This is a genomic window from Streptomyces sp. NPDC046900 (assembly GCF_040644975.1).
Lineage (GTDB): Bacteria > Actinomycetota > Actinomycetes > Streptomycetales > Streptomycetaceae > Streptomyces.
Genome location: NZ_JBEYXD010000088.1, coordinates 1 through 12,542 on the forward strand (window position 1 = coordinate 1; position 12,542 = coordinate 12,542).

Consider the following 12,542-nt stretch of genomic DNA (forward strand, 5'->3'; position numbering starts at 1 on the left):
GGAGCCCGACGAACTCCTCGCACGCCTCAACGACACCGCCATAAGCCTGGTCCAGGAATGCGCAGCTCTGCCGCCCGGCGACCCCCCGCCGGTCGGCCACCTCGCTGATACGCAGCGGCCGACGGCGACGTCCCCGTCCACCGCGACATCCATGCCGCCGCGCAACGCCGCGACCGCCGCACCGACCTCCTCGACCCGCACCCCGGCGACGCCACGTCCGTCACCGGGACGTTGGACTGCACGACGAGTGCCTGTTGTGCGGGCTTGCTGCGATGATCTGTGTCCGTGAGCGATGAGACGACTGCCATGGAGATCCCGGCAGATGGCCCGCTGGCCGTTGAGCTTGTGCTCGCCGTCCGCGGGGGCGATATCGATACGATCCGACGGCTCCTTGCAGAGGACCCCCAACTGGCCCGCGCCAGGTTGGTGGACCGAAAAGGCGGCCTCAAGACCCTGCTGCACCTGGTCGCCGACTGGCCGGGTTATTTCCCCAACGGCCCCGAGACCGTGCACCTGCTGATCCAAGCGGGGGCAGACCCCAGCTTCCGCCACCCCACCCGCTGCGACGAGACGCCGCTGCACTGGGCGGCCAGCAGCGACGACGTCGACGTGGCCGCTGCACTGATCGATGGCGGTGCGAAGATCGAGGTCCCCGGCGGGTCGATCGGCACACCGCTGGCCAATGCTGTCGGCTATGGGTGCTGGCACGTGGCTCGACTGCTCATCGCCCGAGGCGCGCGCATCGGTAGCCTCTGGGAGGCGGCCGCGCTCGGGGACCGGGCCATGGTGGATGAGTTCCTGGCTGCTGACCCGCCGCCGACCAGCAGCGACATCGATGCGGCCTTCTGGCAGGCTTGCCACGGCGGCCAGCGCCGGATGGCCGAACATCTCCTAGCCCAGGGCGCCAACATCAACGCCACTCCCGGCTACTCGGAGCAGACGCCGCTCCAGGTCGCAGGCGCAGCCGACACCAGGCGCCAGATTCTCGTTGACTGGCTGAAGGAGCGCGGCGCCGCCCAAGGCTGATGCCGATCCACCAAGGTGAAGGCCTCCCGTTCAGTGCCAGGGGCATGAGCTGTTCTTATTTGCTTGGTGGAGGCTCAGAACCAGCCTCTCCATGTGAACAACGCACGCCGGAATCGAAACACCGGGGATAGCGATAGACGCCCACGACCGTCATCGGCTTTGGACTCATCGGCGCTTCAGCGGCTGTCCGGCCGATCAAGGAGCAGATTGATCCAGCTCCTGGCTCACACGGCTGCAATCGCTGGCGCGTGGATCCGGGTGCGGCCCGCGGAAGGCCGCACCCGGCGGGATGTCGCGGTGTTACTGGGTGGGCAGGGTGTTGGCGTTCGACGGCCGCGTCCCGGTCCCCTACCGAACCGGTAGTGCCCACACCCAGACACGGCAGGCCACCCAGGGGTTGCCGCCGGGTAGGTCGTGCTACGCATCCGCAGCTCGACCTACCGGGTGGCGGTGACTGTGGAGGTGATGCAGCACGCCTCAGTCACGACCTCGATGACCAGGACTCATGCTTCATTTTCGGACCACTCCATTGGACGGCATGCGAGGTGACGCCCCGTTGCGCCGGTCATGCATGGTGAAGTCGGCCCGGACCGCCACACCGGACTGCAGCAACTTCTGGTGGACCACCGGATTTCGGCCGGGGTACGAGACCACAACGCTTATGAATTCCTCGGGTAGACCGGTCACGGCGTACTCGCCCTGCGCGTTCGTCGTGGTCCGCACCAACTGCCGGCCACGGGTGTCCATGACGGTCACGGCGGCATGGCGGACGGGCTGCTGCTCTTCGTCGCGGACGGTGCCCTCCAGCATCGGCAACGGCTCGCCGAACTGGTGGTGGTGGTGGACCGGGAGAGCGGTGGGCGTGGGCGCCTCCACGGACGGATCCTCCACCGGCGGCTCCTCAACCTCCTCGATGTCCTCCTGCTCGACCTCCGCGCCCTGTCGTGCGGCCATCCGGTGGCGCCGCCACGCGTCGAGGCCCAGCAGGGCCAGACCCGCCGTGATCCACGCACAGAGCACGAGCACCGGCCTGAGCACCCCCGCATCGTCGAAGTACAGGACTCCCTTCAGGGCGTCCACCGCGTTGCCCAGCGGCATGACGGCGTGCAGGTCCTGGAAGAACGTCGGCAGCAGCGGGACGGGAGACACACCGCTGGAGGGCACGCTCAGCACGATGTACAGACCCATACCCACCAGGGGGAAGAACTGCTTGGTGAAAGGCGCCACGCCGGAGGCGAACGTGGCCACCGCCGTGGTGAGCAGGAAGGCGATCGCCAGCACGGAGGAGTCGTTGGGGAAGTAGTCCAGGCCTACGCCGACGTAGAAGCCCACGACGCTGAAGAGGGCAGAGACGCCCACGATGGTCATCAGTTTCCTGCGACGGTTGAAGGTCACCGCCCGCAGCAGGGTTGTCGCGAGTATGTAGCCGGGGACGCTCCAGGCGACCCCGAAATAGACCAAGGTTGTGGCATTTTGGTCCTTGCTCACGGTGGGCGCCACGTCCGTGACTGTGAGCTTTTGGTGGTTGTGCGCCGCAAGCTGGGTGAAACCCTTGGTCAGTGCCAACTCGAGGGACATCCCGTTGGCCTTGGCCACGTACAGAACACTGCTGTGTCTGCCCTCGACGGCGTAGCCCGCCACGGCGTCCCGGTTCAGCACCGCCCGGCGGGCTTCCTGCGCGTCCGCCACGGCGGTGACATCGAACCCACCGGGATGCTGCAGCTGCAGGGCGGTATCGACCTTGGGCTCCACTGCCGGCCCAGCGACCGCGATCTTCGCGTGGTGCGGCTGAGGCGCGTGAAAGGCCGTGGGGAAGCAGAACAGAAGGCCGAGGAAGAGTACTGCCGGGAACATCAGGGTCTCGGCCAGAGTCCTGGCCAGGGGTATGCCCTGAGGGCGCTCGATCCGGTGTTTCACAGAGCCGCCCCTTGGACGCTGCCGTGAGCCACGCCGTAGTACTCGTCGTGCACACTGCCGACCGGATGTACGGCGATGTCACGGCCGCCGCGCCAGTGCCGGTGGACCAGTTCGTCCGCACCCAGGCCGCGCCCTTGCACCGGCCGCGTTGTGCGGGCGGTCAGCGCCATCACGACGCCGGCTCTCTTTGCCTCCACGGTTCGCGAGGGGATCTCGGAGTCGCTGCTGGACCTCCGCAGGGCGACGGTGGGGCCAAGTCCTCCGATGCTACGTTCCGCGATCGTCATTCGCGGTGCAGCCAGCTCCATGACGCTCATCTCCGTTCCTCGCACCCGGCCGTCGCCATTGCAGTAATTCGTTGACGTACCGATCGGCACACCTACGCCCGATGGACCTTACGCGTACCGATCGGTACAGTCAAAGGTGTGCCTCGCCCCTTCAATGCCGAAAAGCGCGCCGAGCTGCTGAAGCAGGTTGTGCAGTACCTCGAGCACCACGGCCTCGCGCAGATGTCGCTGAGCCCGCTCGCCGAGGCCATCGGCACCACCAAGCGCATGCTTCTGTACTACTTCGGCAGCCGCGAGAACCTGCTGGCCCAGGCGCTGGCCGCCAGCCGTCCCGACGCCCACGCGATGTTCGACGACGTCCACGACACCGCCGGCCTGCGCGAGGCCGCCCATGCCCTGTGGGAAGCGATGACCGTCGGGGAGCAGGCCGGGCCGGTCCGCATGCTGCTGCAACTGCTCAGCCTGGCCGCCACCGATCCGGAGCAGTACGGCGACCTCGCAGCGGACACCGTCGAGGTCATGCTCGGCCCCATCGCCGCCGCCTACGCCCGGCTGGGCCACCCGCCGCAGCAGGCTCGGGCGGGGGCCACGCTGCTCGTGTCCGGCCTGCGCGGACTGTGCCAGGACCGCTTGGTGACCCACGACGTGACCCGCACCGACGCGGCCGCTCACCACCTCATCGAGCGCGCAGTCGCCGCGTCGGGCTGACGCCCGCCCGGTCCGCAGGCGGACGACACCGACGCCGGCCGCGCGGACGCCGACCGCCGTCACGTCTCCCCGCGCAGACTCGCCCGGATGCTGCTCACCCGACCCGGCAACCTCAAAGCCGAACACCACGACCTCCAGGCCCGATCACCGCCACCTGCCCCTCGCCGTTGTTCGGGACGCCTGCCTGACGCGACTCCGGCGGGCACGCGGGCGTCGTCCACGACGGCCTCGTCACGGCGGAGACCTCGCTCCACCGGAGTGACGAACTCCGCGCCCAGGGCGTGGACTTCGTCTACGCCGAGGTGCCCTCCCCGGACCCGCTCCCCTGCCTTCTCGTCGTCGGCAGCAGCCGCGACCTGCCGGACCGGCCGCCCGTACGCACACCGAATGGGGCTTCGCTCCGGTTACGCGGGCAACACCACCCTGGAGCCGCTCCCGCTGGGCTACAGGGTCTGCAGCAACCTCGCCGGACGGGCGCAGCGCCAGGGCGAGATCAGCGTCGGGGCCTCGCACCTGCCGGGCGCCCGGGGTGCGGCCCCGAGCCGCGCAGTCACCCTGGAGGTCAGCTTCGACGACGGGGCCGCCTGGCACCGGACGTGGCGGCAGCACGGCGGCGACGCGTGGCGCGGGCGGCTGAACGTCCCACGCGGCCCCCGTTTCGCCGGTGTGCGGGCCACGACCCGGGACGCGGAGGGCAACAGCGTGAGCCGGACCGTCGTCCGGGTCGTCGGCCTGAAGGGGCGCCGGCTCACCGGGGTGAGACCGCGACGGCGCGCTCCCGCTCCAGGCCGTGTCGGTCGGTGACGTGCCGGCCGGGGCCCTCTCAGCCCGCGGTCGTGACGGGCTCGAGTGTGGTCGCATGGGCCGCGCGCTCCCCGGCTGAGCGCACGAACCGCGCGGCGAGACCGGTCAGGAGCGCCAGGACGAGGGCCCCGCCGCCGATCAGGAACAGCACGCGGTGGTTCTGGCCTGTCAGGTCGAAGACGTACGAGTACAGGTAGGCGGACACCGCCAGCGAGAGGGCACCGGCGACGGTGGCCCTCCCCCAGGCCGCCGACTGCTCCTCGACGCGTGCGGGCACCAGTTCGTGGACGCGCCCCAGGACTACGGGCACCACGCCGGGCGGGAAGGACCCGATGACGACGCTCAGCACCGCGACCTCGGACAGGCCGTGCGCGAAGGCGAGCGCGGTGAGCGCTCCCGTCTGCAGCAGGGTGATCAGAAGCAGTGCCCTGGCGAATCCCAGGCGGTCACCGAGAAACCCGTAGAGGGTGGGCCCGACGAGTGCACCGAGTCCGTAGACGATCCACACCATGGAGCCGCTGCCGGAACCCCGGCCCAAGCCGCGGCTGACGAAGTCGGCGAGGAAGGACATGGCGGGGACGAGGCCCATCGAGATCAAGGCGTACTGCGCGAGGAGCAGCGTCATTCGCGGCGACCGGGCCGACTCGCCTGCCCGGGACGGGGCCCCGGACGCCGCGGCCGCCCGGGGCGTGGGCCATCCGCTCCAGCTCAGGGCCGTGAGCAGCGCGCACAGCGCCGCCAGGCCGAACCACGTGCTGCTCAGGCCGGCGGTCAGCAGGAGTGGCACCAACGTCCCCGAGGCGGCGATGCCGAGGCCCAGGCCGGCGAAGATCGCGCCGCCGGCCAGTCCCCGACGCTCACCGCGCAGGTGGGGCAGCACGGCCCCGGCGACCCGCACCATGATCACACCGCCGGCCACTCCCGAGACCAGGCGCCAGCCGAAGAACCAGACCACCGAGACGGGGACACTGCACGCCAGGAGGCCCACCGTGGCGAGCACCATCATCCAGCGCAGTGCCCGTCGGTCACCGAGCCGCCGCGCGACGCGGCGGGCGGCGAGCGCGCCCAGAAGGTAGCCGGCGAGGTTCGCCGCGCCCAGGTAGGCGACAGCCGAGGGCGAGAACCAGTGGGCGTTGATGAGCTCCGGCAGCAGGGGCGTGTAGGCGAAGCGGGCCAGGCCGATGCCGACGAAGCTCGCGCTCGCGCCCGCCGCGATGGCGCGCCAGGGAGCGGGTCCGGGAGGTGTGACGTTCATATGCGTGTGTCCGCTTTCCGCCCGGGCGCGGCGGGCCGGGGCATGGCCCGGCCCGTCTGCCTGGGCCATCTTTGACAACCCCGTCATGTTTGACAGCGTTGCAAACTTTGCCGATGGCGTCAAAAATGAATTAGCGTGGACGCATGGCTGGACGGCGGCAGTTCGATGAGCAGCACACCCTGGGCCGGATCCTGGACGTCTTCTGGCACCAGGGCTACGGAGCGACCTCCATGCAGGACCTGGCGACCGCCACGGGCGTGCAGCGCGGCTCGCTCTACAACGCTTACCAGGACAAGGAATCGCTGTTCCTGCGCGTCTTCGAGGACTACGCGGACGCCTTCATCGCCGACGCCGGCACCGCCCTGGACCAGCCGGACGTCCGATGGGCGCTGGAGGACTTCTTCGACTTCACCATCAACTCCATGACCCGCGGCACCCCGCCCCGCGGCTGCCTGTCCACCAAGACGGCCACCGACACCCAAGCGGACGCAGAGCCCATCCGCGCCGCCATCCGCCGCATGCTCGACCGTCTCGAGGACACCATGACCGAACGGCTCTCGCGGCCGGACGCTGCCGGCCGGCTCACCGTCCCGCCCGCCGAAGCGGCCCGGGTCCTGATCACCATGACCCGCGGCACCGTCGTCATAGAACGCGTCTACCAGGACCCCGAACGACTCCGCGCCACCGCCCGCTCCATGATCACCATGCTCCTCGCCGGACACCGGGAACCCGCTACCACGTGATCACCCGCGCCGCAAAGCGCCCGGATAACCGAGGACACCGCGCCCGCACCGGACTGGACCACGACATACGCCTGGGTGGCCGGGCCCCTGCATGACGGGGAACGGATCACCTCCTCGGAGCGGCCGGTCAGCGGTTGGACCTCACAGACGCGCCGCCTCCACATCGACGGGGCGGACGTGCCTCGCCAGTTGGTGATGTGCTCCTACTGAAGCCCTTCTACCTCCCCCACTCCGAGGGGCTCCTCGACCGCGAGCCGCGGATCCTGACCACCGTCCACCGCATCCTCCAGCGCTACAGCCCGGGCGTGTGCGGCACCGGCTCGGGCAGCGCGCGTATCAACCGCAGAGGCATTGACCGGCTCGCGGTGACCGTCAGCACCCGGGCCAGACGCGTGCCGGCCCGGTCCGCCAGCATCAGAGCCATCTGTTCGAGCACCACCTGAAAGCCGACGCATCGCCGTCCACGGGTCACCCAAGTCACCCGCGCCCACGACATCTCCATGGACGCGCGCGCCGAGCACGCCATCGCCGCAGTGCTGGAGTCCGAGGACCTACCGGCCGCCCGCACCAGCGGTGTCTGAGAGGACACGAAAGCGGGTGCCGACCGCGACGGGGGAACGCGGCCGACACCCGCTGCACATCAGAGTAGCTCCGCAGCAGGAGACGAAGGTCATGGTCGTCGCACTGCGACCTGCTCCAACAGGTGTGGTTCAGGCATGCGAGCTCCCTGAGGACTACACGAGACAACGCCTGGTGCTGCGCGACCTGCTCGGCGGGGCCGTCGACGGCGGGGTCTATCACCGCCGCGCACTCATCCACGTCCCCGGCCCGGGCGCGCCCTCAACCCGGGCCGGGAGTTCAACCAGGGCCGTGCCCGGCTCGTCGGTGTCCCTGACTCAAGGGACGGGCCGGCACGCAACCACATCGAACTTTGCGTCTCGTGGTTCCCCTACCGCCGCTGCACCCGTGAGTTCGCAACACCACCGAGGCACTCACCCGCGCAGGTCAGGGACAGAGGCAGCCTCATCACCCCACATCAGCACCGTCGGTGGATGACTTCGCGGTGATCTCCTCTGTTCCTGCCTCCGGTGACGAAGCCGGTCAGGCAGATGTCTGACCGGCCTCACGCTGGAGCCGGATGAGGAGCGCCATGAAATCCAGGTCACCCAGGCCAGTCGAGATGCACGCCTGAAGCAGCTGCTGCACGACGCCGGTGACCGGCAGCGGAACTCCACCGGCTGCCGCCGACTCGAGGACCAGGTCCACGTCCTTGCGCATGAGCCGCGAGCTGAACGTCGACGTGTAGTCGTCGGCCAGGAGGGGCCCGATCTTGTACTTCACGAACGGCGACCCGACCGCCGAGGCGCCGACGATCTCCAGAAGCTTGTCCCGTTGTACGTCGTGTGCCTCCGCCAATGCGATGCACTCGGCGAGAAGTTCGGCCGTCCCGGCGACCATGAGGTTGAGAGCCAGCTTGATGATGCGTGCAGCATCTCCCTCGCCGGCGTAGAACACATGGGGGCCGATGTCGCGGAGCAGGCTTTCGACAGACGTAAAGACGGCGTCTTCACCCGAGGCGATGATCGTGAGGTTCCCGGCCCGCACCACACCCGGGTTCCCGCTCACCGGAGCGCGTAGGTACTGGACGCCGCCGGCCGCAGCCGCGTCGGCCACGTCACGGGAGACCTCCGGAGAGACAGTGCTCATGTCGATGAGAGTCCGTCCCTTGCCGGAGGCGGCGTGGGCGAGCCCCCCGTCGGGCGCGAGCGCGATATCGGCCAGGGCACGGGAGTCTGCGACCATCGTGATGCAGACCTCTGATCGGGCCCATGCCTCGTGGGGGGCGTCCAGCTCGAACGCGCCCTTGGCCACCAGACCGTCAGCCTTGCCTTTCGACCGATTCCAGACACTGACCTCGTGGCCTGCGTCGATGAGTCGTTCGGCGATGGCGGATCCCATCTGGCCGAGACCCAGCACGGATACGTCCACGTTCATCTCCTGGGATAAGGTGCGCGACGTGCGCAAGGGGTTGTTGAAATCACCCAGGCCCGACACCTCACGGTGATGCGCGGTCCTGGCCTGGGCGCCTGGGCGGGGTCCTGCTAGAGCGATGAGGCGAGCTGCCAGTCGTACGCAAGCTGCGCATGGGTACGGGGATCGCAGAGGCTGCCGAATCTTCCACCGAAGTACACGAGGGGGTCCGGGTCGACGGAGTAACCGCAGCTGACCACCTCGCCGATGAAGATCGTGTGGTCTCCCCCGGCGATCTCTTCGTTCACGTTGCAGGCGAAGTGAGCGACTGAGCCGTCGACGACGGGGAGGTCGTGGTCGGTTCGCAGCCCGACGCCGGCGAACTTGTCGTCACACCGACTCGCGAACCGGAGCGCGTGCCGTTCCTGGCCCCGCGAAAGGACGCTGACAGCGAAGACTCCGGAGCCGGAAATCGCGTCCCTCGTCGCAAGGGTGTTTCCCACGCACACCAACAGCAAGAGCGGATCCAGTGAAACAGACGCAACAGCACTGGCCGTCATCCCTGCTGGTCCGTTCGGAGTCATGGTGGTCACGATCGTGACGCCGGTCGTGAAGCGCGCCATTGCTCCGCGATAGGTAGCACGCATCTCCTGCGCGGTCGATGCACCCATGATGCCTCCGTTGCATGTAACGAGATGGCTTGTGCGTTTCCTGTGGCCAGCCGGCTTGAGTGTGGCTGGCGACATGTTTATCGACGCGAAATCGGCCAGGCTTATCGGCGCAGCTGCACGACGAGCCGGCGAACCTCGTCGGACGGCGGCACGCCGAGCTCCCGCATCCGGGCGACGTAGCGTTGGTAGAGGGCCAGCACGGCGTCGTCGCTGCCGCTGGCATGCGCCAGTCTGATGGCGAGCTGCCAGGCCTGCTCGCGGTACGGGTCTTCGCGAAGCACGTGGTCGACCAGTCCCTTTGCTTCGCGATAACGGTTCATTTGATACGCGAGCTTGGCTGCGGCGACTCGAGCCGACATGAAGGTGTCCGCCAGGATTACGCGACGCTCGGCAACCCAATCCCCTGAAACCGTCGCAAGGTAGGGCCCTCTCTCAGCGATGCTGAGGGCTTGCGACAGCGTCTGGAGGCGAATCTCTCCGTCCTGCCTCCCGGCCTGGGCGATGAGGTCGACTGCACGTTGTGTCGAGCCTATGGCCAACGCGGGGCCGACCAGTCGGACAACGTCGCCGTCCTGCGCCGGGCCCAAGCCGTCAGGCAGTACCTCGCGAAGCCGGTAGAGCGCCTGCCGCAGATAGCTTCGGCCGGCAGCATCATTGCGGCCACCGAAGAGCGCCCCGAGAACCTCTTCGCGTGTAGCCCTGCGATCGGGTGTCCAGAGCAGGTAGCTGAGTAGCTCGACGCTCTTCGTCAGCCGAAGCTGAGCCACGTTTCCGTCGATCGTGAGGGTCGGCTCGCCGAACTCCTCGAGCACCAGTCGGGGCGTAGTCGCGTTCACGCGTACGGGATGTTGGCCCGAGAGGACAGCGAGGATCTCGTGCCAAGGCGACATGCGACTGGACTTGGTGTCCGCAGCTCTGGCCGCAACCGACGGCACGTCCGCCAGAGCCGTCAGCAGCAGGTGCTGCGTTCCGTGCGTCGAGGCGGACTCCATCGCAAGGTCGGCCGTGGCGTCGGACTCATCTTCGAGGCCGAGACGCCATTGCGCCTCGGCCAGGTACACGGCAGCCGTCGGGAGATCGAGATGGCGGTCTCCCTGCTGCATGCTCCGGAGGCATTCCGAGAGGTGCTCGTGCCCCTCGGCATCTCTGTTCTGCAGAAGCATCGACAGGCCCGACCACATCTGCCACGTCTCCCGTGTGAGGGCATACTCCAAGGCTCCGTTGGCAGTTGCCTCCGCCAGCACGCGGTCGGCACGCTGTGTGTCACCCTCGAGACGCAGCAACAGCTTGGCTTCGACGAGCAGGCTCATGTTCTTGTACACCTTCGAGCCGGTTGACGCGATGAGCTCTCTTCCTCGCTTGATGGACGCGCAGGCTTCCTCTCCGCGGCCGAGGTCGAGCATGAGATCGACGGCGTCGACGGCATGCAACCAGACGGGCTGCGCTGAACCACTGCGAGGCTCGAACATCGAGATCGCGGCATCGAGTCGCCCGGTGGCGCGCAGCGCGGCGACAACCCAAGGGCGGCCGAGTTTCGTGCGCCACGGATCGAACGAACTCGGGTCGTCGAGTCCTTCAAGGCGTCCGCGCATGAAAGCGAGCCGCATCAGCAAGCCGTCGAGTGGGCCGGAGGGCATGGTCGAGTACTCGGGAAAAGGCGGATGCTCGGCGCCGGTGGCCAGCGCGATCAGCGTCTGCGCGATGAGCCAGTTCCGGCCTGGTGGCAGCCGATCGGCAAGCGACTGCGCCTCCTCGATCCGCCCGGAGTGCCAAAGGCACCAACAGGCCAGGACATGGGCCTCTTCGAAGTCGGGATCTCCCAGCTCCAGAAGCCAGTCGTATCCATGGCGATCGACGAGTTCCACTCCACGATGAGATTGCTCGAGTGCGAACGCGACGCGCAGGATGACCGATCCGATCTCCGGAGTCAGAGTCCGGACCGACGCTCCCAGGGCATCGAGCCACCGTGCCGCAGGCGCGAAGTCCATCCGCGCAACGAGGTTGGGGAGAGCCACGGCAGCCAGCCGCCCAGCCGCCTCCAGGTCACCGAGCCGGAGCAACTCATCGACGGCTTCCTCGTGCTCGCCGCGGGCGATCAGGACCTCGGCGTGCCTACGACGAACCACGCCGAGCGCCCTGGCATCCTCCCGTCCCAGAGCCTCGTGCAGAAAGTCGCGAAACACCGGGTGCGGCGTCATGCGCGAACCGTCCGAGGACCACGTCACCGGAAGATGCAGAGCGCGGAGATCCGCCATGACCTGCGCTGCGTTCTCCTGTCCCAGGGCACGGGCACCCTCGACCGATACCTCCCCCAATAGGCTCGTATGAAGGAGGAACGTCCTCTGAACCAGGGAAAGCGAGTTGAAGACGTGCGCTGCGACATAGGACCGCAGCGAGTCGGGATCAAGTTCGCGAGAGCGTGCATGACGCCAGCCCTCGAACAAGACGCCAGTGACCCAGCCCCCTGTCGCCGCCACCGCCTGAACCGGATTCACGTCGACATGGCCGACAGTTCGAAGTGCTGCGCCCGCTTCCTCAAGGTCGAAAGCGAGATCGCTCTCGACCAGCTCACCCACCCGGTCACGCTCGCTCGTCGAGCCCGGGTCGAGGCGGACATCGACGCGCGAGATCAGTACGAGGTTCACGCCGGATGGCAGGTAGCGGGCGAAGGACGACAGCACGGCGATGCAGGACTCGTCGGGGGCGATGCGTTCCACGTTGTCGCACACAAGGATGAGCCGACTCCCCTGGAGGCTTTCAGCCAGCAGACCAGCTGCCTCACCGATGTGAAGACTGCTGCTCAGGGCGTCAGTCGCCACATCGGCTGCGCCGGGGACACCGCCCTCGACAGCCGCCTCGAGGTAGACGAGCAGGCGGCCCGCCGCCTGCTCCGTACCGTCGAGTGACAGCCAGGCGACGGGCCTGTCGAGGTCACTGACAGCCAGGGCCACTGCCGTGGTCTTGCCGGCCCCGGCTGTCGCGAACACATTCACCACAGCGTGGCGGTCGAGAAGCCCTCTCAACCGTTGACTGAGCCTGTCGCGGACGACGACGCCTTTCGCCGGCTCCGGCATTGCCAGTTTCCGTCTGATGATCGCGCGATGCCCGCGACCCGGCGCCTTTGAGTCACTTGGTCGATCGGAATCGGAGTCACCCATCG

Annotated in this window: 11 protein-coding genes; 5 read left to right on the plus strand and 6 right to left on the minus strand. The window is 68.2% G+C overall.

What is annotated here, in order from left to right; genetic code table 11:
• Positions 1 to 285 precede the first annotated feature (285 nt).
• Positions 286 to 1,026 carry an ankyrin repeat domain-containing protein gene (locus ABZ904_RS42060; RefSeq protein ID WP_361829400.1) on the plus strand — a complete coding sequence of 247 codons (741 nt, stop codon included), beginning with the start codon at positions 286 to 288 and terminating at the stop codon, positions 1,024 to 1,026.
• 510 nt (positions 1,027 to 1,536) lie between these two features.
• Here the strand turns inward: ABZ904_RS42060 and ABZ904_RS42065 are convergent.
• On the minus strand, positions 1,537 to 2,943 hold the full coding sequence (locus ABZ904_RS42065; RefSeq protein WP_361829402.1) for a carboxypeptidase regulatory-like domain-containing protein: 1,407 nt from the start codon (positions 2,941 to 2,943) through the stop codon (positions 1,537 to 1,539).
• Positions 2,940 to 3,260, minus strand: a complete 321-nt coding sequence (locus tag ABZ904_RS42070) for a hypothetical protein (RefSeq protein ID WP_359402980.1) — start codon at positions 3,258 to 3,260, stop codon at positions 2,940 to 2,942. Before ABZ904_RS42070 ends, ABZ904_RS42065 begins: the two co-directional genes overlap by 4 nt.
• A gap of 108 nt (positions 3,261 to 3,368) precedes the next feature.
• Here ABZ904_RS42070 and ABZ904_RS42075 point away from each other — a divergent pair, with 108 nt between their 5' ends.
• Both ABZ904_RS42075 and ABZ904_RS42080 read left to right on the plus strand, forming a co-directional pair.
• Entirely contained in the window at positions 3,369 to 3,938 is a 570-nt protein-coding gene (locus ABZ904_RS42075) for a TetR family transcriptional regulator (RefSeq protein ID WP_359402984.1), read from the plus strand.
• Positions 3,939 to 4,325: 387 nt separating this feature from the next.
• Positions 4,326 to 4,742 carry a hypothetical protein gene (locus tag ABZ904_RS42080; protein WP_361829404.1) on the plus strand — a complete coding sequence of 139 codons (417 nt, stop codon included), beginning with the start codon at positions 4,326 to 4,328 and terminating at the stop codon, positions 4,740 to 4,742.
• A gap of 19 nt (positions 4,743 to 4,761) precedes the next feature.
• On the opposite strand, the gene ABZ904_RS42085 is transcribed toward ABZ904_RS42080, so the two are convergent.
• Entirely contained in the window at positions 4,762 to 6,084 is a 1,323-nt protein-coding gene (locus ABZ904_RS42085; RefSeq protein WP_361829406.1) for a YbfB/YjiJ family MFS transporter, read from the minus strand.
• Between the two features lie 56 nt (positions 6,085 to 6,140).
• Here ABZ904_RS42085 and ABZ904_RS42090 point away from each other — a divergent pair, with 56 nt between their 5' ends.
• The gene (locus tag ABZ904_RS42090; protein WP_359402993.1) at positions 6,141 to 6,740 is read left to right on the plus strand and encodes a TetR/AcrR family transcriptional regulator; all 600 of its coding nucleotides are present in this window, start codon (positions 6,141 to 6,143) and stop codon (positions 6,738 to 6,740) included.
• Between the two features lie 197 nt (positions 6,741 to 6,937).
• Entirely contained in the window at positions 6,938 to 7,183 is a 246-nt protein-coding gene (locus tag ABZ904_RS42095; RefSeq protein WP_361829408.1) for a hypothetical protein, read from the plus strand.
• A gap of 658 nt (positions 7,184 to 7,841) precedes the next feature.
• On the opposite strand, the gene ABZ904_RS42100 is transcribed toward ABZ904_RS42095, so the two are convergent.
• From ABZ904_RS42100 to ABZ904_RS42110, 3 genes are all read right to left on the minus strand, one after another.
• Positions 7,842 to 8,729, minus strand: a complete 888-nt coding sequence (locus ABZ904_RS42100) for an NAD(P)-dependent oxidoreductase (protein WP_359403001.1) — start codon at positions 8,727 to 8,729, stop codon at positions 7,842 to 7,844.
• A 113-nt stretch (positions 8,730 to 8,842) separates the two neighbouring features.
• Positions 8,843 to 9,382 (minus strand): flavin reductase family protein, encoded by a 540-nt coding sequence (locus ABZ904_RS42105; RefSeq protein ID WP_359403004.1) that lies wholly within the window; start codon positions 9,380 to 9,382, stop codon positions 8,843 to 8,845.
• 101 nt (positions 9,383 to 9,483) lie between these two features.
• Positions 9,484 to 12,456, minus strand: a complete 2,973-nt coding sequence (locus tag ABZ904_RS42110; protein WP_361829410.1) for a BTAD domain-containing putative transcriptional regulator — start codon at positions 12,454 to 12,456, stop codon at positions 9,484 to 9,486.
• Between the last annotated feature and the right edge of the window lie 86 nt (positions 12,457 to 12,542).

Bases quoted from the DNA above. Each gene is read 5' to 3' on its own strand.
- ABZ904_RS42070 (WP_359402980.1), bottom strand. From the start codon at position 3,260: ATGAGCGTCATGGAGCTGGCTGCACCGCGAATGACGATCGCGGAACGT.
- ABZ904_RS42080 (WP_361829404.1), top strand. From the start codon at position 4,326: ATGGGGCTTCGCTCCGGTTACGCGGGCAACACCACCCTGGAGCCGCTC.
- ABZ904_RS42085 (WP_361829406.1), bottom strand. From the start codon at position 6,084: ATGACGGGGTTGTCAAAGATGGCCCAGGCAGACGGGCCGGGCCATGCC.
- ABZ904_RS42090 (WP_359402993.1), top strand. From the start codon at position 6,141: ATGGCTGGACGGCGGCAGTTCGATGAGCAGCACACCCTGGGCCGGATC.
- ABZ904_RS42105 (WP_359403004.1), bottom strand. From the start codon at position 9,382: ATGGGTGCATCGACCGCGCAGGAGATGCGTGCTACCTATCGCGGAGCA.
- ABZ904_RS42110 (WP_361829410.1), bottom strand. From the start codon at position 12,456: ATGCCGGAGCCGGCGAAAGGCGTCGTCGTCCGCGACAGGCTCAGTCAA.